Annotated in this window: 18 protein-coding genes and 2 tRNA genes; 14 read left to right on the top strand and 6 right to left on the bottom strand. The window is 69.2% G+C overall.

Annotated features, from left to right (window positions below; genetic code table 11):
- On the top strand, positions 1–258 hold a 258-nt coding region (locus ABD679_RS12790; RefSeq protein WP_344760377.1), incomplete at its 5' end, for a hypothetical protein.
- 73 nt (positions 259–331) lie between these two features.
- Here the strand turns inward: ABD679_RS12790 and ABD679_RS12785 are convergent.
- Positions 332–1231 carry a M48 family metallopeptidase gene (locus tag ABD679_RS12785; RefSeq protein ID WP_344760376.1) on the bottom strand — a complete coding sequence of 300 codons (900 nt, stop codon included), beginning with the start codon at positions 1229–1231 and terminating at the stop codon, positions 332–334.
- 20 nt (positions 1232–1251) lie between these two features.
- The gene (locus ABD679_RS12780) at positions 1252–3093 is read right to left on the bottom strand and encodes a formylglycine-generating enzyme family protein (RefSeq protein WP_344760375.1); all 1842 of its coding nucleotides are present in this window, start codon (positions 3091–3093) and stop codon (positions 1252–1254) included.
- A gap of 141 nt (positions 3094–3234) precedes the next feature.
- Between ABD679_RS12780 and rnd the strand changes: the two genes are divergently transcribed.
- Both rnd and ABD679_RS12770 read left to right on the top strand, forming a co-directional pair.
- Complete coding sequence (gene rnd, locus ABD679_RS12775; protein ID WP_344760374.1) at positions 3235–4374, top strand: ribonuclease D; 1140 nt, start codon at positions 3235–3237, stop codon at positions 4372–4374.
- 13 nt (positions 4375–4387) lie between these two features.
- Positions 4388–4463: transfer RNA gene (locus tag ABD679_RS12770), tRNA-Ala, on the top strand.
- Between the two features lie 193 nt (positions 4464–4656).
- Here ABD679_RS12770 and ABD679_RS12765 read toward each other — a convergent pair.
- The 4 genes from ABD679_RS12765 to ABD679_RS12750 all read right to left on the bottom strand — a co-directional run bounded on the left by ABD679_RS12765 (position 4657) and on the right by ABD679_RS12750 (position 13007).
- A complete protein-coding gene (locus ABD679_RS12765) occupies positions 4657–5718 on the bottom strand; it encodes a DNA topoisomerase IB (protein WP_344760373.1) in 1062 nt (353 codons plus the stop codon).
- A 382-nt stretch (positions 5719–6100) separates the two neighbouring features.
- Positions 6101–8362, bottom strand: a complete 2262-nt coding sequence (locus ABD679_RS12760) for a serine hydrolase (RefSeq protein WP_344760372.1) — start codon at positions 8360–8362, stop codon at positions 6101–6103.
- 94 nt (positions 8363–8456) lie between these two features.
- Positions 8457–11384 (bottom strand): TonB-dependent receptor, encoded by a 2928-nt coding sequence (locus ABD679_RS12755; RefSeq protein WP_344760371.1) that lies wholly within the window; start codon positions 11382–11384, stop codon positions 8457–8459.
- Between the two features lie 114 nt (positions 11385–11498).
- Entirely contained in the window at positions 11499–13007 is a 1509-nt protein-coding gene (locus ABD679_RS12750) for a transglutaminase-like domain-containing protein (protein WP_425561904.1), read from the bottom strand.
- 366 nt (positions 13008–13373) lie between these two features.
- Here ABD679_RS12750 and ABD679_RS12745 point away from each other — a divergent pair, with 366 nt between their 5' ends.
- The 11 genes from ABD679_RS12745 (at position 13374) to ABD679_RS12695 (ending at position 24965) form a co-directional block, all read left to right on the top strand.
- A complete protein-coding gene (locus ABD679_RS12745; RefSeq protein ID WP_344760370.1) occupies positions 13374–14771 on the top strand; it encodes a C40 family peptidase in 1398 nt (465 codons plus the stop codon).
- A gap of 28 nt (positions 14772–14799) precedes the next feature.
- On the top strand, positions 14800–15897 hold the full coding sequence (locus tag ABD679_RS12740) for a dipeptide epimerase (RefSeq protein ID WP_344760369.1): 1098 nt from the start codon (positions 14800–14802) through the stop codon (positions 15895–15897).
- 16 nt (positions 15898–15913) lie between these two features.
- Positions 15914–16765, top strand: coding sequence for a MurR/RpiR family transcriptional regulator (locus ABD679_RS12735; protein WP_344760368.1), 852 nt, complete (start codon positions 15914–15916; stop codon positions 16763–16765).
- A gap of 140 nt (positions 16766–16905) precedes the next feature.
- Complete coding sequence (locus tag ABD679_RS12730; RefSeq protein WP_344760367.1) at positions 16906–17682, top strand: L,D-transpeptidase family protein; 777 nt, start codon at positions 16906–16908, stop codon at positions 17680–17682.
- A 117-nt stretch (positions 17683–17799) separates the two neighbouring features.
- Positions 17800–19098: a dicarboxylate/amino acid:cation symporter gene (locus ABD679_RS12725; protein WP_344760366.1), complete on the top strand. Its 1299-nt coding sequence runs from the start codon at positions 17800–17802 to the stop codon at positions 19096–19098.
- Between the two features lie 132 nt (positions 19099–19230).
- Positions 19231–19307: transfer RNA gene (locus ABD679_RS12720), tRNA-Arg, on the top strand.
- Between the two features lie 130 nt (positions 19308–19437).
- On the top strand, positions 19438–20970 hold the full coding sequence (gene amaB / locus ABD679_RS12715; protein ID WP_344760365.1) for an L-piperidine-6-carboxylate dehydrogenase: 1533 nt from the start codon (positions 19438–19440) through the stop codon (positions 20968–20970).
- Positions 20971–21001: 31 nt separating this feature from the next.
- On the top strand, positions 21002–21790 hold the full coding sequence (locus tag ABD679_RS12710) for a class I SAM-dependent methyltransferase (protein ID WP_344760364.1): 789 nt from the start codon (positions 21002–21004) through the stop codon (positions 21788–21790).
- Positions 21791–21792: 2 nt separating this feature from the next.
- The gene (locus tag ABD679_RS12705; protein WP_344760363.1) at positions 21793–22848 is read left to right on the top strand and encodes a quinone-dependent dihydroorotate dehydrogenase; all 1056 of its coding nucleotides are present in this window, start codon (positions 21793–21795) and stop codon (positions 22846–22848) included.
- Between the two features lie 5 nt (positions 22849–22853).
- Complete coding sequence (murB, locus tag ABD679_RS12700; RefSeq protein ID WP_344760362.1) at positions 22854–23936, top strand: UDP-N-acetylmuramate dehydrogenase; 1083 nt, start codon at positions 22854–22856, stop codon at positions 23934–23936.
- A 123-nt stretch (positions 23937–24059) separates the two neighbouring features.
- The gene (locus ABD679_RS12695) at positions 24060–24965 is read left to right on the top strand and encodes a DMT family transporter (RefSeq protein WP_344760361.1); all 906 of its coding nucleotides are present in this window, start codon (positions 24060–24062) and stop codon (positions 24963–24965) included.
- Positions 24966–24970 lie beyond the last annotated feature (5 nt).

The following is a 24970-nucleotide window of genomic DNA, read 5'->3' as shown; positions in this document are numbered from 1 at the left end:
GCCCTGGTAGGAGCGGCGGAAGCCGCGATCCTTTCGCCCGCAAAAGCATCGCGGCTTCCGCCGCTCCTGCCAAGCGATCTTTTCGAGGGCCGGGAATCGGGAGTCGGGAAAACACAGGATTGTCATCCCGAGCGCAGCGAGGGATCTGATTACTGCTTGGCGCGGACGGTGAAGCAGATCCCTCGCTGCGCTCGGGATGACATGTTTTCCCCGGAGAAGGGGATCGGGGACGTTCTCTTCGCCAGCTTCCAGTCCTGATCCCGATCCAGGTCCCGGCCCCTGATCCTCGAAAGCTCGCGGCTGAAGCCGCTCCTGCAAACTCCCTTCGCGCCTACTGCGCGCCGGTGCAGAACCGCTTGCGGTATTCCTGCGCCTTGGGCATCAGCGCCTGCAGGTTCTGGATGCGGGTGGCCGAGCTGGGGTGGGTGGAGGCGAACTCCGGCGGCGCCTGGCCGCCGCTGGCCTGGCCCATGCGCTCCCACAGCGCGATCGCTTCCTCGGGGTTGTAGCAGGCCGCCGCGGCCAGCATCAGGCCCATCTCGTCGGCCTGCGACTCCTGCTTGCGCGCGTACGGCAGCGAGCGCCCGTAGCCGTAGACCGCCATCGCCATCTGCAGCTGCTGCTGGTCCATGCCGCTCATCGCGCCGGCCATCTGGCCCAGCTGGGCGAGCTTCTGCTCGGTCATGCGCTGGGCACCGTGGCGCAGCAGCGCGTGGGTGATCTCGTGGCCCATCACGATCGCCATCGCGTCGGCGTTCTGCGCCACCGGCACCAGTCCTGTGTAGACAGCCATCTTGCCGCCGGGAAGGCAGAACGCATTGGCCTCGTCGGACTGCAGCACGGTCACGTCCCAGTCGAACGAGTCCTCGATGTGCTGGGCCTGCAGGCCGTGCTCGGCGGCCAGCGCGTCCTCCACTTCAGGGATCTTCGTGATCAGGCGCTGCGCGATCTCGCGTACCTGGCGCGAGATCTCCGTGTTCGGGTCCACCGGCGTCTCCTGCGCCAGGATCTCCTGGTACGCCTGTAGCCCCAGCGCCTTCTCGTCCTGTGGCGAAATGCTCTTGTCGATCAGCACCGTCTCGCCGGTCAGCGGGTCGGTGGAACGGTTGGAGAAGTAGTAGTAGGCACCGTAGGCGATGAAGGCCACCAGGATCAGCAGGCGCGGGCTGAAGCCGAAACCGCGCCGCCTGCCCTGCTGTGCTTGGCCGGAGCCCAAGGGGTTCTGTCGCATTGCGTATGTCTCCTGCCCGCCTAGATCTCGCGCACGACGCGGAAGCCGATCCGCCCGTTGGTACTGTCCACGCCCGCCGGCGCGCGCCACGACGAGCGCGTTTGCACCGGTGCGCTGGCCCAGGACCCGCCGCGCACCACGCGCGTCCGGCATCCCGGGTTGAGCCAGGCGGTACCGTCCGAGGGCGCCCGCCGGTAGCCATCATGCCAGCAGTCGGCGACCCATTCGCTCACGTTCCCGGCGAGGTCGCGGACCTGCCAGGCGTTCGCGTCGAAGCGCCCCGCCGGTGCCGGTCCCCAGAACCCGTCGCCGTAGCCGTCGAAGGCGTTGTTCCAGTGCCGCCCGGTCGGCGAGCGGTCCTTTGCGCCGGTGTAGTTGCCGGACCCCTTCGGCGGCGCACCGGTGCCCCACGGATAGGGCGTCGCGCCGCCGGCCCGCAGGGCGTATTCGAACTCGGCCTCGCTGGGCAGGCGGTAGGCGTGGCCGCTCTGCTCCGACAGCCATTCGGCATAGGCCTCGGCGTCGCGGGCGCTGACGTGCAGCACGGGCAAATCGTCGGTGGCCGGGTTGCCGGCATAGTCGCTGCGCCAGTCCACGCCGCTCATGCGCACGAAGTTGCCGCTGCGCTCGTCGTAGGCCATCGAGTAGCCGCGGCGCTCGGCGCGCGTCTGGCGCCCGGTGGCATTGATGAAACGGCGGAAGTCGCCGACCGTCACCTCGGTGATCGACATCGCCAGCCCGCGCGCGAAGCGGATCGGATGCCGCGGGCGCTCGAGGTCGGTGGCCTGGTCGTCGTCCTTGGTGGCACCCATGTAGAAGGCGCCGTGCGGCACCACCACCATCTGCGGTCCGCGGGCGCCGTTCTTCAGGCCGTCGGTGAACTGCTGGCCGGGACGGAACTGGCCGTAGTGCTCGGCCAGGTCGATGCGCTCGCGCAGGTCGGCGGCGGCCGGATCGCCGGGCAGCGCGATCAGCAGCACTTCCGCCAGCCGGCGCCGCGCCTGTTCGAGGCCGTCCGGCTGCGCCAGCGCCGCGACGCCCAGGTCGCGCAGGCGGGCAACGCGCGCGCTGCGCTGGCGTTCGACGCGCGCGGCGGCATCGGGCACCGTCGACATCTCCGGGCGGATCTTCGCGGCGGCGACCAGCCAGCGCTTCGCGCCTTCGAAGTCGGCCTTGTCGGCGGCGATCTCGGCGTTGCGGATCATCGCGCTCTCGGTCGCCGCCAGGCCCTGCATCGCGCGCGGCTGGCCGGGGGCCAGCTTCAGCGCCTCGCGGAACTTCGCCAGCGCGCCGCCGCCGTCCTCGCCGTAGTCGCCGTCGGCCAGCGCGAGTTCGCCCTCGCGGTTGAGGTCCCAGAGCGTGTCGGCCTGGTCGATGCGCTCCAGGTAGCCCAGCACGGCCTTGTCGTCGCCGTCCACGGCCCGCGCGACGGCCGCCATCTGGTGGGCCTCGCGCAACGCCGAAATGTCGTCGCCGGCTTGCGCCAGCGCCGCATCGCCGCGGGCGATGACCGCGGCCAGCGCGCGCCGCAGCCCGTCGCGCACGCGTGCATCGTCCGGTGCCGCCTTCGAAAGCGCCATGTACAGCGGCACCGCCGACCCGGCGTCGATCGCCAGGTTGCCGGCCTGCAGCGCTTCGCCGGCGCGTTCAAGGACATCGTCGACGCCATCGGCGGGGATTTCCACCGCGGGCGCGCGCCAGGTCAGGGTTTCCGAAACCGCATCGTCGCCGCTGACGGTAACGATGCCCTCGCGCAGCGCAGGCGCGTCGTCCGCCGGTTCGTCGCGCGCAGCCTCGCCCGGGCTGCGCGAGCAACCCGCCAGCAGCAACGCCACGACGATGATCCGGAACACTCCGCGCAAACCCGGCTCCTGCGGCAACGGGTCGCCAGATTACGACATCACCCCACCCCATGCAGGCCGGCCGGTTCCGTCGCCGCCTGCATTTGCCGCCGCCGGCCGGCGACCGTTACGCTGCAGGCACTTCCTCCCGACCCCGACGCCGTGCCCCACTGGATCACCGACCCCGCGGAACTGGACAGCCGCCTCGCAGGCCACCCCCGCCGCATCGGCCTGGACACCGAATTCATCCGCGAACGCACCTACTGGCCGCAGCTGGCGCTGGTGCAGATCGCCCTGGGCGACGGCGACGACGACATCCTGCTGGTCGACCCGCTCGCCCCGGGCATCACCGACGCGCTGCGACCGCTGCTCACCGATGCCACGGTGCTCAAGGTCATGCACAGCCCCAGCGAGGACCTGGTGGCGTTCATGCATAGCTGCGGCGTGGTGCCGCAGCCGCTGTTCGACACCCAGGCGGCAGCCGCGCTGTCGGGCGTGGCCAGCGGCATCGGCTACCAGCGGCTGGTGCAGGAGGTGCTCGGCGTCAGCCTGCCCAAGGGCGAAACCCGCTCGGACTGGCTGCGCCGGCCACTGTCGCCGTCGCAGCTCGAATACGCGGCCGACGACGTGCGCCACCTGTTCGCCCTGCACGACGCACTGGACGCGCGCCTGCTCGGGCTGGGCCGCGAGGCCTGGCTGCAGGAAGACTGCGCACGCATGGTGGCCAACGCCGAGCGCGACGATGGCGACCGCTGGCCGCACCTGTCGCTGCGCGCCGCCCAGTTCCTCGACGAACCCGGGCGCCATCGTCTGCTGCGGCTGCTGCGCTGGCGCGACGCCCACGCCCGCCGCGCCGACCGCCCGCGCAGCTGGATCCTGGACAACGACCTGGCCGTGCAGCTGGCCCGCGAGCCGATCGCCAACCGCGACGCGCTGCAGCGCCAGCTCGACGCCCACCCCAAGGCCCCGCGCAAGCTTGGCGATGCGATCTGGCAGGCCCTGCAGACCCCGCTCGACGACGAGGCGCAGGCGCCCGAACCCCGCAACGACGACCGCGACAAGCAGGCGCTGCGCCGCCTGCAGGACGCCACCGCCGCCCGCAGCGCCGAGCTCGGCCTGCCCGACGGCGTCCTCGCATCCCGGCGCTGGCTGGAACAGCTGCTTGGCGCCCCCCGCGACGACGGCGAACCCTGGCCCGGCCCGCTCGCCGGCTGGCGCCGCGCCGAACTCGAACCCGTCCTCGCCCCGCTGCTGTCCCCGGACGCACAGGGATCTGGCCTCGCGGCGGGCACCTCCGTATAATCCGCAACCTCGTGGGGCGGTAGCTCAGCTGGGAGAGCGTCGCGTTCGCAATGCGAAGGTCGAGGGTTCGATCCCCTTCCGCTCCACCACCTCCTCCTTCGGGGAGGCAGGAAAACCGGCCAGACGGCCGGTTTTTTTTTGGCGACGGCGTGCGGGATTCAGCTGCCCGCACTGCATCGCCGCTTCCGGCCACAGTCGGGCCCTCCTGTCGACACTACTCATGGGCAGGGGAAATACACGCTTCCAGGGACTGATGCCATGCAGTAGCGCCGGCGGTTTCGATCAACCGTCGTCCCGCGCGTGGCGACGGAGGAAACGGAGCAGCGCGTGCTCCCACTGCCGCTCCCCGCGCGCACCTTCCGCGAAGTGCGCCAGTTGCCCCCGGCGCCAACCTTCGAACACGCGCGGGTCGATATACGATTTTCGGCAGACCGCGGGCGTGTTGCCGAGCAGCGACGCGACTGCATCGACGACCGCCTTGCAGGTGGAGGCCGCAGCGGCGGACTCCGGTTTCGCGGGGGCCGGTGTCGTGGCCAGGTGCCTGAAAGCCTCCAGGGTCCCGCCCCACGTCCTGAAGTCCTTCGCGGTAAATGCTCCGTCCATGGCGTCGCGCAGGTAGCGATTGACCTGTTCGGAGCCAAGTGATTGCAGCACGCCGGCATCGTCCCGGTACTGGAAGAGTTGCTGCCCTGGCAACTGCCGGCATCTGCGCACGAGCCGCGCCAGCCGTGCATCGTCGACCAGCAGTTGCTGGCGGGCGCCGCCCTTGCCGAGATACGTGAAGCTCACGCGCCCGCCGCGCAGGAACTCGACATGCCGGTTGCGCAGTGTCGTCAGCCCGAACGAGCCGTTGCTGCGCGCGTACGTACTGTTGCCGACCCGCGCCAGGGTATCGGCGAGCAGTGCAACCACGATCGCCGAGACCTTCTCCGGTGGGAATCCCTGCAGTCGCAGGTCGCCGCGCAGGCGTCGCCGCAACCGCGGCAGCGCGGCACCGAAACGCACCACGTGGTCGAACTTCCCGCGGCCGCGCACGCGCGACCAGTCGCGATGGTAACGATACTGCTTGCGCCCCCGCGCATCCCTTCCCGTCGCCTGCAGGTGGCCGCGCGGCGAACGGCAGATCCAGACATCCGTCCACGCCGGCGGAATCGCGAGGCTGCGGATGCGCTCCAGGACCGAGCTATCACGCAAAGGCCTCCCGGCCGCGTCGACGTAGCGGAACCCGCGCCCCGCGCGGAGCCTCCGGATGCCCGGCTCCCCGTCGGTGACGTGGCGCAGGCCGGCCTGCTGCGCATCGTCGCTGGCAGGCGCTTCGCGACTGCCGCCGGCGTCAGTCGCCATGGGAATGCCCGTTCATCCCGGCAGTGTCCGCCGCGACATGTCTCTCCTGCGTGCATGCCCGCGCCCGGGCAGAACACGGTCCCGCGGCTTCCCGGGACCCTGCCACCGCAGGGCGCAACATGCCGGCAGCTGGCAACCGGAGCGGACCATGACCGCACGCAGCGACAACAAGCGCGTCGCAACCCCGCCGCAGCCCGCGATGACAGAAGGGCGCATCGATGATTCAGGCGCGGGAGACCGCAAGGCTTCCAGCGGAAACCGTTACTCGGATGACGGCTCCCCCCGGCGCCGAACACAACGATCCCGGCCACCTGGCGGAAACACGACCACGCGCAAGGTCCCGCGCAAACCATGACAGACGCCGACACCGGCGCCCGATCAGTCAGCGCAGCGGGAAGTCATAGGCCGTGTGCGGGTCCGGCTCCGGCTTCAGCGTGTAGTGCCACCATTCGTCGGTGTAGTTGGAAAAGCCCTGCGCCTGCATCGCATCGCGCAGCAGGTGCCGGTTTTCGCGCTGCGCGGCAGTGACGTTGGGCGTATCGGTGTGCGCCAGTTCGCCGAAGTAGTCGAAGCCGGTCCCCATGTCCAGCGGCTCGCAGTTTTCGCCGCCGGCGTCGCACTGCATCATCGTGAGGTCGAGCGTCGCGCCGCGGCTGTGGCCGGAGTGTTCGGCGATGTACTGCGGCACCAGCGCGTCCTTGCCCAGCAGCGGGTAGAACTCGGCCTTGTTGGCCACGTCGTCCGGATCCTGCGCCCAGCGCATGAAATGCTGCACGGCGCGCACGGGACGGAAGCAGTCGTAGATCAGCAGGCGCCGGTTGCTTTCGCGCAGCGTCGCCTCGACCCGGGCCAGCGCCTCGGCCACCGGCCGCAGCAGGTAGCAGCGCGGGGCCTCGTAGCCGTCGACGGGCTTGCCGACGAAGTTGTGGCTGCCGGCGTAGCGGATGTCCTGGGCCATGTCCGGCACCAGCGCGCGGATGTCGGCCATGCCGGCCGACTCGGCATCGGCCGCCGGCGACACCGTTGGCACGTCCGACGCCGCGGCAGCGGCAGCGGGACAGTCACCGCTGCGCACGAAGGCCAGGTCCTCGAAGTCGCTGCTGAAGTCCGCGTCGGGATCGATCTTGGCCATCGCCAGCGTCACCGGCTGCGCGTCGGCGGGGCCGAAGTCCAGCCACGGCTCGGTATCGCCGCCGCTGCGCCACTGCACCAGCAGCCGGTCGCCCGCGCGCATGACGTCGCCGACCAGCCGCGGCGATTTCGCCGAGGTAAAGCGCACGCCGTCGCCGGCCGGGCAGATCAACACGTCGCCGAACCACGGATCGCGATACACGCCCAACTGGCCGGCCATGTCCGCCGGCACGGCCGGTACCCGCGATGACGTGTCGGGCACGGGTCGCCGTACCCTGGCCTCGCGTGCGTCGCGATTGAGCTGGTCGGCGTAATAGGCCACGGTGCGCTGCTGCTCCGGCGCGGTGAACTGCTTGACCAGCACCTGGTTGAGCACGGTGCGCGCGTCGTCGGCGTTGCTGTTGATCAGGATCACGAAGCCGGCGTGCTTCTGCGGCAGCAGCGTCAGCGCCGAATACATGCCCGACAGCGTGCCGGTGTGCGAGACCTTCTGGGTGCCGTCCACGTCGGCCAGGCGCCAGCCATAGCCATAGGCCGAATAGTGGCTATCGTCCCACTCGCGCATGCGCCGCGACAGCGGCATGATCGTCTGCGGCGACCACACCGCCTCGCGCTGTTCTTCCGACAGCCACGGCTTGCCGTCGACGAGGCCGGACTGCTCCGGCTGCAGCCACATCGTTGCCCACGCGAGCATGTCGTGCAGGCTGCAGCGGATGCCGCCGGCGGCCATCATCGGCACGTCCGGGATCATTGCCTCGTCGGCGCTGGTCACCACGTTCCTGCCGTCCCGGCGCGCGTGCGGCTGGGCGACGTTGCCGACCGCGTCGCGGTCCCATGCGCCGACCTGGCAGCGCTTCAGGCCCAGTGGTTCGAACAGTTCGCGCCGCAGCAGCGCGTCGTAGGGCGCGCCACCGGCGGCCGCGGCCACCTCGCCGGCGACGATGTACAGCGTGTTGTCGTAGGCGTAGCGCGAGCGGAAGCTGTACTTCGGCTTCAGGTAACGCAGGCCGTGGATCACGTCCGCGCGGGTGAAATCGTTGGGGCCGGGCCACAGCATCAGGTCCCCTGCCCCGGCGCCAAGCCCGCTGTTGTGGATCAGCAGGTCTCGCACCTGCATCTCGCGCGTGACCCAAGGGTCGTACATGCGGAAGTCCGGCAGGTACTTCACCACCGGATCGTCCCACTTGAGCTTTCCCGCGTCGACCAGCCGCGCCAGCAGGCCGGTGGTCATCGCCTTGCTGTTGGAGGCGATCTTGAACAGGGTGTCGGCATCGATCCTGCGGCCGCTGCCTGCCTCCAGTTCACCCGCGGTGCGCGTGTAGACGACCTTGCCGTCGACGACGACGCCGACCGCCAGCCCGGGCAGCTCGTATCGCGCCACGGTGTCGTCGAACGCGCGGTCGATGGCGGCCGTGTCGGGGGCCTCCCCGGCCGGTTCCGCCGCGCCCGCCAGCGGCAGCGCCGCTAACAGGACGAAGGCGATCGCATGGAAAGGCAGGCGCAGGGATGTCATGGCTTGGCGTCCGTTGTCCCGTTCGCCGGCATCCTGCCGCTGCTCGCGGGCAAAAAGAAGGGCGGCCCGGAACCGGGCCGCCCACGGGAGGAGATCAGAAGAAGTTCCAGGTCACGACCAGCTGCATGTAGCGCGGCGACTGCCACACGGTGGCTTCGCCGAAGTACGGCATCTTGTTGCCGGGCGTGCTCTCGTAGCGGGAATGCACGTTGATCTCGGTCTGCTTGTTCAACAGGTTGTAGACCGAGAAACGCGCCTTGAGGTCGACCTTGTCCGAGGGCAGCGTCCACATCACGCTGGCACCCAGGTTGGTCACCCACGGCATGCGGCCGAATCCACCCTTCTTGGTGTAGACCATCTCGCGCGTGGTCCAGCTGTCGCAGCCGGACTCGCACAGCCAGCCCGAACCGCCGCCGCTGAACTCGCTGGGTCCGCCCGCGCTGCGGTCATCGTCGGGCCAACGCACGCCGAAGGCGGTGATCGGGCCGCCGGAATGCGCGCTCAGCGTGCCGCCGACGCTCCACATCTCGTTGAACTTGTAGCTGCCGCGGACCTTGATCTGGTGCCGGTAATCGTTGAACGTCGGGCCGAAGCGCTCGTTAACGGCCGGATGGTCGTAGTACTGCACCAGGTTGGTGTCGTTGTAGCCGGTGTCCGAGTTCACCGGACCCTCGATGTTGCCGTCCGACTTCGACCACACGTAGCTCAGGTTCAGCGCCCACTTGTCGTCCCACGCGCGGTCGAGCTGGAACTCGACGGCCTTGTAGGTGCGCCTGGGCCGCTTGTAGCCCATCACGATGTCGCTGCCGGACGTGATGTAGCCGTCCTTGGAGTTGTCGAAGCTCACCCACTGCTCGGTATCCGGGCACCACAGCGTGTTCTTCTCGCCGGGGTTGAGGATCGGCCAGTCGCCCGAATACCAGTCGCAACCCTCGACGTGGCGGATGCTCACGTCCTCCACCGCGCGTGTCATCTTGCGGTAGGTCGCGTTCACGCCCCACGACCAGGCCTGGTTGAGCGCCTGCTGGAAGCCGAGGATGAACTCGTCCTGGAACACCTGCTTCAGGTCGCGGGCCACCGCGGTGCGGACGTCGTCCGGCGCGGGCACGTTGCCTTCGGTGTTGACGTCACCGATCTGCGCGCCGATGACCGGGAACAGGTAGGTGGCGCCGGTGACCGGATCGGTGCGCTCTTCCATGCGGTCGAGCACGTAGTAGGTGTGCTCGTCCGTGGTGCCGCCGCCGAAGTAGTCGGTCAGCTTGTTGGTGATCGGGATGTAGTAGCGGCCGGCGTTGCCGAACAGCTTGGTGGAGCCGTCACCCTTCATGTCCCAGCTGAAGCCCACGCGCGGCGAGACCATGTCGCCGAAGTCCGCCTTGGCGAAGGTCGCGCCGGAGGCGAGCGTGTTCTCGAACTTGTCGCCGCGCACGCCGATGTTCAGCAGCAGGTTGGGCGTGACGTTCCAGTTGTCCTCGATGTAGACCGCCTGGGCCTTGGTGCTGACCGGCGCGCCGGTGATGTAGCGGCGGGCATCCACGTAGGCGTTCACGCCAGCCGGGACGTTTGCACCATTGGGAAGCTGGCGGTTGGTGTCGTCAGAGATACCGGTCAACCTGTAGCTCACGCCATCGCCCGGATACACGCGGGAGCTGTTGGAATCCATGACCTGCTGGTCCGCGCCGAAGCGCAGCAGGTGGTCACCCAGCGTCCATTCGAAGTCCAGCCGCGCGGCCTCGCGCTTGTCGTAACGGGTGCTGACGCTGGCGTTGCTCGGATGGCAGCCTTCCTGGATGGTCGACGGGCCGAAGATCTCGTCGTAGGTGCTGTCGCGGCTGACGATGCTGCAATCGCCATCCCACGGACTGCCGCCGGTGGCGCTGCGCTTGTTCACGCCGTACATCGCCTTGGCGACGAAGTTCTGGGTGAAGTTGCCGGTGTAGGTCAGCGACCAGTTGTCGCCGCCGGAGCCGTCATAGCTCTGGCCCACCTCGTCGCCGCGCGTCGCGGAATCCCAATCGTAGTTGTACTTGGTGGTGTCGGACTCGGCCTCGTCGGAGAAAGCCAGCAGCGACAGCAGGTGGTTGTCGTTGATCTGCCAGTCCAGCTTGCCGCCCCAGAAGTCGTTGTTGCTGTCGGTGTACCAGGCCTCGATGGTGTCGACGTCGCGCGGCTTGCTGTCGCGCTGTTCGTACATGCCGAAGAAGAACAAACGGTCCTTGATCAGCGCGCCGGACGCCCAGACGTTGGCCTTGTAGAACGACCCACCGTCGCGGCTGGTGCGGTCGCGCTCGTCGATGCTGCCATCCTTGTGGAAATGGTCCTTGCGGCTGGAGGTCCAGGCCCGGGGCTCGATCGTGAACTCGGCGCCGGAGTGGAACTCGTTGGTGCCCGAACGCGTCACGGCGTTGATCACGCCGCCGGTGCTGCGGCCGAACTCGGCCGAGTAGCCGCCGGTCTTGACCTGGAATTCCTCGTAGAAGCCGAACGGCACCGTCGAATAGCCCTGGCGACGGTACGGGTCGGTCACGTCCATGCCGTCGATGTAGACCACGTTCTCGGCCACCGACGAGCCGCCGAAGGTCAGGCCGCCGAAGGTCGCGCCAGACGACACCACACCCGGCGCCAGCAGCGCGACCGAGCCAAGGCTCTGGTCGACCGGCATCCGCGCGATTTCCTCGCGCCGGATGTTGGTGGCCGACTCGGTGGAGCGCACGTCGACCTGGTTGATCACACGCGAGCCGATCACCTGCACCGCGGCGAGGTCCACCGCACCGGCGCCGCTCAGGTTGACCGTCGTGGTGCCGCCGATGGAAACGCCGACCGATAGCGGCTCGCCCGAGCCGGTACTCAGCGTGTACTGCCCCGGCGGCAGCTGGGCGATGCGGTAGCTGCCGTCGCTGCCGACCGTCACCGAGCGCGACAGCCCCGTCGACGGGTTGCTGATCGTGACCTGCGTGCCCGCCTCGGCACGGCCGGCCACCGCACCGGTCACGCTCTGCGCGAATACCGGCGCCGATGCCATGGATGCAAGACACACCCCCATGGCCATGCAAAGTGCGCGTCTGCGCAGATTCCTGTTGCTGCTCATTTCCCTCTCCCCGTCAGTAACTGTGGATGCTGTTGTTGAAGCCAGTCTCTAGCGTTGGGCCCGTCCCTGCCCGGGCAGGATCTCCCACTCGAAGTCGTATCCGGTCTGGTTGAAGTACAGGTTGCCGCCGTCCCATTCGGCCTCGCCGCGCTGGGAGTCGATGTTGTCGGAACGGAATTGCTGTTTCGGCGGCTGGAACGGGCGGTCCCAGTCCTGGTTGAAGGCGATGCGCCAGTTGTCCAGGCCGCCGAGGTAGAACCATTCCATGGATGGATCGTCGCCTGTTCCCTTGTCCGCGGCCAGCCGCCCGGTGGTCACGTCCATCGGCACCCAGCCGTACGGCGCCAGGTAGACGTACGCCCAGTCGTGGATGTTGTTGTAATCGCCGTCGGAAAACACCATGCCCGACTGCCAGCGCGCCGGGATGCCGTTCATCCGCAGCAGCGTGATCAGCAGCAGCGTCTGCTGGCCGCAGTCGGCGTGGCCGGCGTGCAGCGCGTAGTCGCTGATGTTGGAGATCGTCGAATACTCGCGCGCGCCGGCCCAGGGGATTTCGTCGACCGCGGCGAACAGCTTCTGCACGACGCGGTAGGGATTGGTCTCGTCGCCCACCACGCGCCGGGAGAACTCGCGCATCGCGTCGGTGAACACGACGTGCGGCGCGCGTTCGGCAACGAAGGGCGCCAGCTCCGGCGTGATCGTGGCGGCCACTACCTTCTCCGGATCGATGGCGTGGTACTGGCCGAAGATGGTCAGCTCGTAGGTGACGGAGAACTCGGTCGGCGTGCCGGCCTTTGCCGGCTTTTCCAGGTACACGGTGCGCTGCGGCGCCGCCTCGGGCGCGATCTGGTGCGCGGCCGGCACGCTGGCGATGTATTCGATGTCTTCCTGCTGCCCCGGCAGCGCCTGCGGATACGGGATCCACGCGCGCACCGTCTCGCCCTCGGGCACGGCATCGGCATCGACGCTCAGCTTCTGGGTCATGCGCAGGCGCAGCGGCAGCACGCTGCTGCGTCCTTCGGCCAGCGCGGCATCGCGGATCGCGCGCTGGTGCGCGTTGAGCGATTCCATCGGCCCGTCGCGCAGCGGCCGCAGCGCGGGATCGCGACGCGCCAGCGCGCCCTTGTCGAGCCGGAACAGGTTGGACGGCGAGCGATTGAAATAAAGCGTGCGGCCGTCGATCACCATGTGCTCGAACAGGCCGGCGGCATTCCAGCGGTCGAACTCCGCGTCGGCCAGGTCGGGGATCTGCTTGCGCACGCGCTCTCGCACGGCATCCTCGTCGAGGGTGAAGTCGAGCAGGATGCGGCGCATGCGTTCGCGCTGGTAGGCATAGGCGCGCTGCTGTTCGGCAGGCACGCCGGAAGATTCCGCGAGTGCGGCGGCGATGCCGGCTTCGGCCTGCTGGAAATGGCCGTCATCCACCTGTGCCGCGACCTGCGCGACTGGCGGCACGCCATCAGCCGCCCCCTGCGCATCGGTGGCCTGCGCGCCGGCCAGGCACGGTGCGAGCGCGAGGCAGAACGACACGGCCAGCGACCAGCGCCATCGCGCCACCGCCGCTGCGGGCCGCGCAATGCACCCGCCAACCGTATCGATCGAAGTGAAGTCCACGCCGTTTCCCGCCCCGCTGCCTGCGCCCCATCGTCACGGCTGTGTAACATGCGTCCCCGACAGCGTCAATAATTTATTCGGAAAACTTGCGTCGGAAGAAATATGTATTCCATGATGCCGGCGGCGGGCATTCGGTCCGCATCCGGGGGAAGCGCGGATGTTGCAACGCAAAAGACCTGTTGCGTCTCCTGCCGCGCGCCTGCCGGAGGGCGTCGTTGTGCATTGCCGTACGTTGCCTGGACGCTTCAGCTGCCGCTGCGAAGCGGTCGCCGACACTATGTGGTTCCCCGTCGCCGCAGGACTGATTCGATGACGAAATTTTCCCTCTTCCTCGCCGCCGCGCTGGGGTTGTCCGCGCTGGCGACCGCCCCCGCCGCCGATGCGCGCGTGTCGCCGCAGCCGACCGGCGTCATCGGCGTCGACACCAGCCAGCTCACGCCGGACTACTGGGTCGACCGCCAGCGGCAGGCCGACCGCGTGGTCCTCGATCGCGGACAGATCGCCCTGCAGAACCGCAAGCTGCAGGAAACCGATCCGTCGATGCACGACATCGAAAACCTGCCGGCCGAACTCGACGCCGAGCGCGTGCGCGACTGGATCGAAGGCCTGTCCAGGCGCCCGGAACGCACACTCTACGACGTGCGCGGCAAGCAGGTCCCGAGCAAATCCATCGACGACATCGTCGCGGCCACCAACCTGAAGGCGATCCCGAAGACACAGCCGACCCGCTACGGCCTGGTCGTCCATCGCGCCGCGCTGCGCACCTTCCCCACCGACCTGCGGGTCTTCAGCCGCGCCGGCGAGACCGACATCGACCGCTTCCAGGAAAGCGCGATGTTCCCCGGCACGCCGGTGGCGATCGTGCACGAGAGCAAGGACGGCAATTGGCTGTTCGTGGTCGGCAACCGTTACGCCGCGTGGATCGAGAAGCAGTACGTGGCCGCGGGCAGCAAGACCCAGGTCTTCGGCTATACCCGCAAGGTGCCGTACCTGGTGGTGACCGGTGCGCACGTGCGCACGACGTTCACCCCCGACCTGCCGGCAGTCTCCAACCTGCAGCTGGACATGGGCATCCGCCTGCCGGTGCTGAAGGACTGGCCGGGCACCGAGTCGGTCAACGGCCAGGCCGCGTACACCTCGCACGTGGTCGAGCTGCCGGTGCGCAACGACGACGGCAGCCTGCGCATCGTGCCGGCGCTGTTGCCGCGCACCGCCGACGTCTCGGCCGACTACCTGCCGCTGACCCGCGCCAACGTGATCCGCCAGGCATTCAAGTTCCTGGGCGAGCGCTACGGCTGGGGCCATTCCTACGACACCCGCGACTGCAGCGGCTTCGTCTCCGAGGTCTACCGCAGCTTCGGCGTGCAGCTGCCGCGCAACACCAGCGCGCAGAGCATCAGCCCCGCGCTCAACCGGCTCGCGTTCGAACCGGGTGACAGCCGCGACAAGCGCATGGACGCCGCGAAGGACCTGCAGGTCGGCGACCTGGTCTACATCCCCGGCCACGTGATGATGGTGATCGGGCACGACAACGGCACGCCCTACGTCATCCACGACACCAACGGCGGCAGCTGGCTGGACGAGGACGGCAAGCTGGTGAGCGGCCACCTCAACGGCGTGTCCGTAACGCCGCTGACGCCGATGCGCTTCAACGCGTCGCAGACCTATGTCGACCGCATGACCAACATCCAGCGCATCCGGCCGTAGTGCCGGCCTCCACATACAAGGCGAGCCAATGAAGATCACCGACATCCGTTTCGGCATGCTGCGGGTTCCGCTGAAAACGCCGTTCAAGACCGCGCTGCGCACTGTCGAAACGGTGGAGGACATCGTCGTCAGCATCCACACCGATACCGGCCACGTCGGCTACGGCGAAGCGCCGGCCACGGCGGTGATCACCGGCGACACCCATGGCTCGATCATCTCGGCGATCAACAAGTTCATCGCCCCGCGCCTGATCGGCGAGGACATCGCCAACCTCAACCGCATCACGCGCATGATCCAGGGCGCGCTGGAGCGCAACACCAGCGCCAAGGCGGCGGTGGAGATCGCGGTCTACGACCTGTGGGCGCAGCTGTACGACACGCCGCTGTACAAGATGCTCGGCGGCGGCGAGCCGGTGATCACCACCGACATCACCATCAGCGTCGACCACATCGACAAGATGGTCGCCGACTCGCTGTCGGCCGTCGACCGCGGCTTCGAATCGCTGAAGATCAAGGTCGGCAAGGACATCGGCGTCGACATCGAGCGGGTCAAGGCGATCTACGCCGCGGTCGAGGGCCGCGCCCTGCTGCGCCTGGATGCCAACCAGGGCTGGACCGCCAAGCAGGCGGTGTACGCGATGCAGTCGCTGGAGGACGCCGGCGTGCGCCTGGAACTGCTGGAACAACCGGTCAAGGCGCAGGACATGGACGGGCTGAAATACGTCACCGACCGCGTGCACACGCCGGTGATGGCCGACGAAAGCGTGTTCGGCCCGCTGCAGGTGATCGACCTGATCAAGGCCCGCGCCGCGGACATCATCAACATCAAGCTGATGAAGACCGGCGGCATCTCCAATGCGATCCGCATCGCCGACATCGCCGCGCTGTACGGCGTGGAGTGCATGATCGGCTGCATGCTCGAAACCAGCATCAGCGTGGCCGCGGCGGTGCACGTGGCGGTGGCCAAGTCCGGGGTGATCACCAAGGTCGACCTGGACGGGCCGTCGCTGTGCGCGTTCGACCCGGTCGACGGCGGGGTGACGTTCAACGAGTCCGAGATCTCCATCAGCGATGCGCCGGGCCTGGGCATCCGGGAGATCCGCAACCTCGAACCGATTTCGGCCTGAGCCACCGGCCGGCACGATGAACGCACCGCTGCTCAAGATCCGCTCCGAGCGCGACCACATGTCGGCGATCGAACGCCGCATCGCCGACTTCGTGCTCGAAAACGCCCACCTGCTGCGCGACTACTCCTCGCAGCAGCTGGCAAACGCGCTGGGCATCAGCCAGTCGAGCGTGGTCAAGTTCAGCCAGAAGTTCGGCTTCAAGGGCTATCCCGACCTGAAGTACTCGGTCGGCGAATCGCTGGCGCGCGGCGACGGCAACGACGACAACGGCGGCCCGCCCGCCAGCCCGGCGGCGCACCCGCACGCCACCCTGGCCGAGGGCCTGTGGCGCGCGAAGGCGGAGGCCGAGGAAGAAACGCGGATGATCAATCCGCCCGAGAACATCGACGCGATCGCCGGCGCGATCCGCGATGCGGGCAAGGTGTTCGTGATCGGACTGGGGCCGGACGGCATCCAGGCGCGCGCGTTCGCCATGAAGCTGTCGCTGCTGGGCATCCTGGCCGTGCACCACTTCGACCCGGTGCTGGTGCCCGCGGCGGTGTCCACAACCTCGGCCAGCGACGTGCTGCTGGCATTCGCCGAACACGGCCGGCAGGCATCGCTGTGCCAGATCGCGCGCCTGTTCCACGAGCGCGGCGGCAAGGTCGTCACGGTGACCCGCCACACCGCCAACCCGCTGCGCGCGCACGCCGACCTGTCGCTGCTGGTGTCCGCGCACGACGAGCACGCGCACATCGAACTGCTGCTCTACCAGACCGCGCTGCAGCAGCTGCTGGACCTGATCTTCCAGCTGCTGTGCGAGGACGAGGGCCGGCTGCAGCAGCTGTCGATCAATCTCGAACTGATGCAGCCGATGCTCGATACGTGAGCCGGCTCCCCCATGACCAGAGAGACACCATGAGCCGAATTTCGTTCCGGCCCCGGATGTCGTCCGGCGCGCCGCACCGTGGAAACCGCCGGATGACCGGATCTTCGTCCGTTGAAAGCCCCGTCTTCGCGGGAATGACGATGCGGGGGCTGGCCGGCCTGCTCGCCATCACCGCGGCGGCGCTGCTTTCGGCCTGCGCCTCCGCTCCTCCGAACCCGCAGGCCGGCGATGCCGCCTGGCGCGACGCGCGGCAGATGGTGCTGGTCGTCACCGACGACTGGGAAGCGACCACCGGCACGCTGCGCACCTTCGCCCGCGACGACGCCGGCCAGTGGCGCGAACAGGGCGACGCCGCGCCGGTGAGCATCGGCCGCGGCGGCTCGGGCTGGGGACTGGGCCTGCATCCGCCGCAGGCCGGGGGTCCGGTGAAGCAGGAGGGCGACGGCCGCTCGCCGGCGGGCGTGTTCGCGGTCGGCGAGGCCTTCGGCTACGCCGGACACGCCGACACCGCCCTGCCCTACGCGCAAATGCAGGCCGACAGCTGGTGCATGGACGTGGTCGACTCGCCGCTCTACAACCGCATCGTCGACGCCCGCGAGGTGGGCGCCGACGCGGTCGAGGGTTCCAGCGAACCGATGCGCCTGGACCTGCACCGGGACGGCAACCAGGGCTATCGCAACGGCTTCGTGATCGAACACAATGCCGCCGCGCGCAAGGGCGCGGGCAGTTGCATCTTCGCCCACCTGTGGCAGGCCCCGGGCGTGCCCACCGCCGGCTGCACCGCGATGGCCGATGCGACGATGCAACGGCTGTATGGCTGGCTGCGGCCAGAAGCGAAGCCGGTGTTCGTGCTGCTGCCCAGGGCCGAATATGATCGCCTGCAGGTAGCCTGGCAGCTGCCGTCGCCATCCCCGTAGGAGCGGCTTCAGCCGCGAGCTTTTGGTTTCGTCGCGATGCGATGCGATGGAAAAGCTCGCGGCTGAAGCCGCTCCTACCAACTGCAATACCCACTTCCTGCACGAGACCCGCACCGCATGTCGATGACCACCCGCGTACTGCTCGGACTGGCGCTTGGCGCCGTCATCGGCCTGGCGCTCGCCTTCCATGACCTGGACACGGCGGCAACCGTCGCCGGCATCGTGCAGCCGATCGGCCGGCTCTGGCTCAACGCGCTGCAGATGACGGTGGTGCCGCTGGTGGCGGCGCTGATCGTGCTTGGCGTCAACACCGCCAGTGATGCCGCGTCGTCCGGCCGCACCGCGCGCCGGGCGATCGTGGTGTTCCTGATCCTGCTGACGCTGGCCGCGGTCTACACCGTACTGGCCGCGCCCGCGCTGCTGTCGCTGCTGCCACGCGACGCGTCGATGGTGGATTCGTTCCGTGCCGCGCTGTCGCCGGTGGAAGCCGGCACCGCGCCCGGCGGCTTCGGCGAGGCCATCGCGGCGATCATCCCGGCCAATGTCGTCGCCGCGGCGGCGGCCAGCGCGATGCTGCCGCTGGTGGTGTTCGCGCTGTTCTTCGGCTTCGCGCTCAACCGCATCGACCCGGCCCACAAGGCGCGGCTGCTGGAGCTGGTGCAGGCGGTCGCCGACGTGATGATCGTGATCGTGCGCTGGGTGCTGTGGGCCGCGCCGCTGGGGGTGTTCGCACTGGTGCTGGCGGTCTGCGCGCAGGTCGGAGTGAAGGTGCTCGGCGCGCTGGGCTGGTACATCGCGCTGCAGTGCACGCTGTACATCAGCGTGACGCTGATGCTGTACCTGGTGGCGCGGGTGTTCGGCGGCGAGCCGTTCCGGCGCTTCGCGCTGGCGATCCTGCCGGCGCAGACCATTGCCGCCAGCACGCAGTCGTCACTGGCCTCGCTGCCGGCGATGCTAGAAAGCGCGCGCGTGCGCCTGGGCTATCCGCTGCAGGTCAGTTCTCTGGTACTGCCGATGGCGGTGTCGCTGTTCCGCATCACCAGCCCGGTGCAGTACCTGGGCGTGGCCGCGTTCGTGGCCTGGATCTACGGCATCGACGTGACCGCCGCGCACATGGCGGCCGGCGTCGGCCTGGCGGTGATCGTGAGCATGGGCTCGGTCGGCCTGCCCGGCCAGGTCAGCTTCATGGCCACCAACATGCCGATCGTGCAGACCATGGGCCTGCCGATCGAGCCGCTTGGCGTGCTGCTGGCGGTGGACACCATCCCCGACGTGTTCTCGACCGTGGGCAACGTCAGCGCCGACCTCACCGCCACCAGCGTGGTGGCCCGCGGCGCCGGTGATCCGGCCGAAGCACCGGAGCAGGCCCTGCCGGAAACAGGCACGCCCGGCGCCCGCGACGCGGGTCCGGCCTGAGGCCCGCGCATCCGCCCGCGACCCCCGGCGATCCGCCGACGCAGGCACGCATTCGCGGCGAAATGCGCAGCGCGGCGCGCCCGCGGCGGCTTTTTCCAGCCGGTCGCGCGTTCGTGCGAAAATACGCGGCTGGCCCCCGTAGCTCAGCTGGATAGAGCGTCCCCCTCCTAAGGGGAAGGTCGTGCGTTCGAATCGCGCCGGGGGCGCCATTCGCCGGTGGGAGCGGCCGTGGCCGCGATGGATTTCCGACGCACGGGAAGCCGATCGCGGCCATGGCCGCTCCCACAGCCACATGCGGCAGCGGCAGCCGCCTTCGTCTTTCGCCAACAGGAGTCCCCCATGACCCATCCCGTCCTCACCGCCCTCGGCCTTTCCGACAACGAATCGGGCACCTACCTCGGCAACGGCGAGTGGTCCAAGACCAGCGACGCCGGCGTGCTCGAGCCGGTCAACCCCACCGACGGCGAGGTGCTGGCGAAGGTGCAGGCGACGTCGCAGGCCGACTACGACCAGATCGTCGAGCGCGCGCAGGCCGCCTTCAAGGTCTGGCGCACCACCCCGGCTCCGCTGCGCGGCGAAGCTGTGCGCCTGTGCGCCAACGCCCTGCGCGAACACAAGGACGCGCTGGGTTCGCTGGTCGCGCTGGAAATGGGCAAGTCCAAGCCCGAGGGCGACGGCGAGGTGCAGGAGATGATCGACATCGGCGACTTCGCCGTCGGCCTGTCGCGCCAGCTCTACGGCCTGACCATGCACTCCGAGCGCCCCGGCCACCGCATGTACGAGCAGTGGCATCCGATCGGCCTGGTCGGGATCATCTCGGCGTTCAACTTCCCGGTCGCGGTGTGGGCCTGGAACGCGTTCGTCGCGGCCGCCTGCGGCGACATCTGCATCTGGAAGCCCTCCAACAAGACCCCGCTGTCGGCGATCGCCTCGATGCGCATCTGCAACGAGGCGCTGAAGAAGGGCGGCTTCCCGGACATCTTCTTCCTGATCAACGACGCCGGCACCGAGCTGGCCGAGAAGTTCGTCGACGACCGGCGCATCGCGCTGGTGAGCTTCACCGGCAGCACCAAGGTCGGCCGCCAGGTCGGCGAGCGCGTCGCCCGCCGCATGGGCCGTTCGCTGCTCGAACTGGGCGGCAACAACGCGATGATCGTCGACGAAACCGCCGACCTGAAGCTGGCGATCCCGGCAATCGTGTTCGGCGCGGTCGGCACCGCCGGCCAGCGCTGCACCACCACCCGCCGGGTGTTCATCCACGAATCGATCTTCGATGACGTACTGGGCAAGCTGGTCACCGCCTACGGCCAGGTCGAGAAGAAGATCGGCGATCCCACCGACCCGGCCAACCTGATGGGCCCGCTCAACAGCCAGGACGCGGTCAAGGCCTACGAGGCCGCGATCGAGAAGGCCAGGGCGGCCGGCGGCAAGGTCGAGACCGGTGGCAAGCGGATCGACCGCAAGGGCAACTTCGTCCTGCCGACGATCATCACCGGCCTGTCCAATGACGCCGAAGTGGTGCAGACCGAGACCTTCGCCCCGATCCTGTACGTGATGAAGTACAGCGACCTGGACGACGCGATCGCGATGCAGAACGACGTACCGCAGGGCCTGTCGTCGGCGATCTTCACCGGCAGCCTGAAGGCCTCCGAGCGCTTCCTGTCGGCGGCCGGTTCGGACTGCGGCATCGCCAACGTCAACATCGGTACCTCGGGCGCCGAGATCGGCGGCGCCTTCGGCGGCGAGAAGGAAACCGGCGGTGGCCGGGAATCGGGCTCGGATGCGTGGAGGGCTTACATGCGCCGCCAGACCAACACCATCAACTACTCCGATGCGCTGCCGCTGGCGCAAGGGATCAAGTTCGACCTGTAAGCACGACAACCACCGGAGCCAAGCCGCCACCATGACGGACGCCGCCGCGCCCACCGAACGCTTCAGCAACCGCGTCGGCGACTACGTCCGCCACCGCCCCGGCTATCCGGCCGGGCTGGTGGCGTGGCTCCATGGAACGCAAGGCATCGACGCCGGCCTGCAGGTGGCCGACGTCGGCGCCGGCACCGGCATCTCCACCCGCATGTGGCATGGGGCCGGGCACGAGGTCGTCGCGGTGGAACCTAACGCGGCGATGCGCGAGGCCGGCATGGCCGGTTTCACCGGCGACCCGCGCGTGCGCTGGGTGGCCGGCAGCGCCGAGGCCACCACGCTGGCCGACGCCAGCGTGGACGTGGTGTCGGCGGCGCAGGCCTTCCACTGGTTCGACCCGGCGCCCACGCGCGCGGAATGGACGCGGGTCCTGCGCCCGGGCGGGCTGGCGGTGCTGCTGTGGAACCTGCGCGCGGTGGATCGCTCGCCGCTGATGGCCGAGTACGAAGCACTGCAGCACGCGCACGGCATCGATTACGCCCGGGTGGCCGAGCGCCATCCCGACGACGACGCCATCGCCCGCTGGTACGGCGGCGGCCTGCGCGCCACGGCCAGCTTCCCGCATGTCCAGCGCCTGGATTTCGACGGCCTGCTGGGCCGGCTGCTGTCGTCGTCCTGGGCACCGCAGGCCGGTCATCCGGAATACGCGCCGATGGTCGAGGCGCTGCGCGCGCTGTTCGACCGCCACGCCGTCGACGGCCGGGTGGACTTCGACTATGACGCGCGCGCGTTCGTCGGTACCCTTCCCGACATCCCCACCACGCGCTGAGCATGTACGGACTCGCCCGCCCCTTCCTGTTCGGCCTCGACGCGGAACGCGCACACGGGATCGGGCTGGCGTCGCTGGAAGTCGCCTACCGCACCGGCACGGCGTCGCTGCTGGCGCGCCGGCCGCGGCCGCTGCCGACGCGTGTGTTCGGCATGACCTTCCGCAATCCGGTCGGGCTGGCCGCCGGACTGGACAAGAACGGCACCCACATCGACGCGCTGCTGGCGCTGGGCTTCGGCTTCGTCGAGGTCGGCACGGTCACGCCCGAGCCGCAGGCGGGCAATCCCAGGCCGCGCATGTTCCGCCTGCCCCGCCACCACGCGGTCATCAACCGTATGGGCTTCAACAACGACGGCATCGAGGCGCTGGTGCGCAACGTCGGCCGCGCGCGCCGCCGCGACGGCCTGCTCGGCATCAACATCGGCAAGAACAAGGACACGCCCAACGAACTGGCTGCGTCCGACTATCTGTTCTGCCTGGAACGCGTGTACCCGCTGGCCGACTACGTCACCGTCAACATCTCCTCGCCCAACACCGCAGGCCTGCGCGAGCTGCAGGAGGAACAGGCGCTGCGCAAGCTGATCGGCACCCTGCGCGAGGAACAGGAGCGCCTGGCCGCGCAGCACGGCCGCTACGTGCCGATGCTGGTCAAGGTCGCGCCGGACCTGTCCGACGACGACATCGACGCCGCCGCGCGCGTGCTCGGCGACATGCGCGTGGACGGCGTGGTCGCCACCAACACCACCGTCTCGCGCATCGCCGTGCAGGAAGACCCGCTGGCACGCGAAACCGGCGGCCTGTCGGGCGGGCCGGTGATGAACAAGTCGACCGCGGTACTGCGGATGCTGCGCACGCGGCTGCCCGAATCGATCCCGCTGGTCGGCGTGGGCGGCATCCTCTCGGGCGCGGACGCGGCCAAGAAGATGGCCGCCGGCGCCTCGCTGGTGCAGCTGTACACCGGCCTTGTCTACCGCGGGCCGGGTCTGGTCGGCGACTGCGTCGAGGCGATCCGCCGGCGCAAGGAAGCCCCCAGCCGCGGCAACGTGCCCAACGAGTGAACACGATGCCGCCCGGCTGCCGGGCCGCGCGCGACGCGGACCTGACGACGCGCAACACCTTCGGCGTCCGCGCGCGGACGCCGCTGCTGGTGGAAGTCGACGATGCGTCGGCACTGCCGCGGCTGTTCGCCGACGGCATCGTCGACATCACCGATCCTGCGCTGCTGGTGCTCGGCGGCGGCAGCAACGTGCTGTTCGTCGGCGATGCGCCGGGCCCGGTGTTGTCGCTCACCGCCCAGAACGTGGAAAGCGGCGAAGGCGACGGCGACGCGCTCGTGGTCCGCGCGGCTGCGGGCGTGCCCTGGCACGCCTTCGTCATGCACACGCTGTCGCTGGGCCTGTGCGGGCTGGAGAACCTGGCGCTGATCCCCGGCACCGTGGGCGCGGCGCCGATCCAGAACATCGGCGCCTACGGCGTGGAGGTGCGCGAGCACGTGCACGCGGTGGAAGCCTTCGACCGTGGCGAAAACCGGATGCGGCGGCTCGCGCCGGGCGAGTGCGCGTTCGCCTACCGCGACAGTGTGTTCAAGCACGACCCGGCGCGGTTCGTGGTGACGGCGGTGGAATTCGCCCTGTCGCGCACGCCGCGCCTGCGGCTGGACTACGCCGGCATCGGCGCGGAACTGGCCGCGATGGGCGTCGCAGATCCGCGTGCTGCCGACGTTGCCGACGCGGTGATCCGCATCCGTCGCCGCAAGCTGCCCGACCCGGCGCGGGTGGGCAACGCCGGCAGCTTCTTCAAGAACCCGATCGTCCCCGCCGCGCAGGCCGACGCGCTGCTCGCCGCGCATCCGCGGCTGCCGGTCTTCCCGGTCGCCGCCTTCCCCGCCGATGCCGCCGCGCACGGCCAGGCCGGCGGCGCGATGCGCAAGCTCTCGGCCGCCTGGCTGATCGACGCCTGCGGCTGGAAAGGCCACCGCGACGGCGACGCCGGCGTCTCGCCCGACCACGCGCTGGTGCTGGTCAACCACGGCGGCGCCAGCGGCGCGCAGCTGCTGGCGCTGGCGCGCGCGATCTCCGCTTCCGTGCGCGAACGCTTCGGCGTGGCGCTGGAGCCGGAGCCGCGGATCGTCGGCGCCCGCTGGTGAACCGCCCCGCTCCACGCAACCCCCGTCCGTGTAGGAGCGGCTTCAGCCGCGAGCTTTTTCCCTGCCGGCACCTGATGCAAAAAGCTCGCGGCTGAAGCCGCTCCTACAAAAAAGCAACGCCCCATGCCCCGCACCCCCCACGCCCGCGCCGCCCTGCTGATGATCGGCAGCACCCTGTTCTTCGGCGCAATGGCGGTGACGATCCGCCTGGCCTCCGATTCGCTGTCGACCTACCAGATCGCCTTCTTCCGCAACTTCTTCGGGCTGCTGGTGCTGCTGCCCTTCCTGTGGCGCAGCGGGCCGTCGATCCTGCGCACGCGGCAGCTGCCACGCTACCTGGTGCGCAGCGCGATCGGCGTGGCGTCGATGCTGTGCAGCTTCTGGGCGATCGGCCACCTGCCGATGGCGCAGGCGATCGCGCTGTCGTACTCGGCGCCGCTGTTCGCCACCATCGCCGCGGTAATCTTCCTGCACGAGGTCGTGCGCATGCGCCGCTGGAGCGCGGTGATCATCGGCTTCATCGGGGTGCTGGTGATCGTCCGTCCGGGCACCGATTCGTTCAGTGCCGGCACGCTGGTGGCGGTGTCGGCGGCGGTGCTCAGCGCGATCGTCGCGATCCAGATCAAGCAGCTCTCGCGGATCGACGCGGCCGACACCATCGTCTTCTACACCTACGTGTTCTGGGTGCCGCTGTCGCTGGTGCCGGCGTTGTTCGCCTGGCAGTGGCCACACGGCATCACCTGGCTGTGGGTGGTGGCGATCGGCGCGTTCGGCACCGGCGGGCAGCTGCTGTGGACGCGCGCGCTCAAGCTCGGCGACGTATCCGCGCTGACGCCGATCAGCTTCATGCAGCTGCCGCTGGTCGCGTTCGCCGCATGGCTGCTGTTCGGCGAGGACCCGAGCCGCTGGACCGTCATCGGCGCGGCCATCATCTTCATCGCCAACGCCTACATCGCCCACCGCGAAGTGCAGCTGGCGCGGCGCGCGGCGACCAACGCGCCGGCCGAGGCCGCAAAGCCCGCGGAGTGAGCGCG

The sequence above is a fragment of the Luteimonas lutimaris genome (assembly GCF_039537065.1).
Lineage (GTDB): Bacteria > Pseudomonadota > Gammaproteobacteria > Xanthomonadales > Xanthomonadaceae > Luteimonas > Luteimonas lutimaris.
The sequence above is the reverse complement of the archived record's forward strand: the minus strand, read 5'-3'. Positions and strand labels throughout refer to the sequence as shown.

What these genes read in the sequence shown, in the direction of transcription:
- ABD679_RS12785 (WP_344760376.1), bottom strand. Translation starts at nt 1,231, where the DNA reads ATGCGACAGAACCCCTTGGGCTCCGGCCAAGCACAGCAGGGCAGGCGG.
- ABD679_RS12765 (WP_344760373.1), bottom strand. Translation starts at nt 5,718, where the DNA reads ATGGCGACTGACGCCGGCGGCAGTCGCGAAGCGCCTGCCAGCGACGAT.
- ABD679_RS12760 (WP_344760372.1), bottom strand. Translation starts at nt 8,362, where the DNA reads ATGACATCCCTGCGCCTGCCTTTCCATGCGATCGCCTTCGTCCTGTTA.
- ABD679_RS12755 (WP_344760371.1), bottom strand. Translation starts at nt 11,384, where the DNA reads ATGGCATCGGCGCCGGTATTCGCGCAGAGCGTGACCGGTGCGGTGGCC.
- ABD679_RS12745 (WP_344760370.1), top strand. Translation starts at nt 13,374, where the DNA reads ATGACGAAATTTTCCCTCTTCCTCGCCGCCGCGCTGGGGTTGTCCGCG.
- ABD679_RS12740 (WP_344760369.1), top strand. Translation starts at nt 14,800, where the DNA reads ATGAAGATCACCGACATCCGTTTCGGCATGCTGCGGGTTCCGCTGAAA.
- ABD679_RS12735 (WP_344760368.1), top strand. Translation starts at nt 15,914, where the DNA reads ATGAACGCACCGCTGCTCAAGATCCGCTCCGAGCGCGACCACATGTCG.
- ABD679_RS12730 (WP_344760367.1), top strand. Translation starts at nt 16,906, where the DNA reads ATGCGGGGGCTGGCCGGCCTGCTCGCCATCACCGCGGCGGCGCTGCTT.
- ABD679_RS12725 (WP_344760366.1), top strand. Translation starts at nt 17,800, where the DNA reads ATGTCGATGACCACCCGCGTACTGCTCGGACTGGCGCTTGGCGCCGTC.
- amaB (WP_344760365.1), top strand. Translation starts at nt 19,438, where the DNA reads ATGACCCATCCCGTCCTCACCGCCCTCGGCCTTTCCGACAACGAATCG.
- ABD679_RS12710 (WP_344760364.1), top strand. Translation starts at nt 21,002, where the DNA reads ATGACGGACGCCGCCGCGCCCACCGAACGCTTCAGCAACCGCGTCGGC.
- ABD679_RS12705 (WP_344760363.1), top strand. Translation starts at nt 21,793, where the DNA reads ATGTACGGACTCGCCCGCCCCTTCCTGTTCGGCCTCGACGCGGAACGC.
- murB (WP_344760362.1), top strand. Translation starts at nt 22,854, where the DNA reads ATGCCGCCCGGCTGCCGGGCCGCGCGCGACGCGGACCTGACGACGCGC.
- ABD679_RS12695 (WP_344760361.1), top strand. Translation starts at nt 24,060, where the DNA reads ATGCCCCGCACCCCCCACGCCCGCGCCGCCCTGCTGATGATCGGCAGC.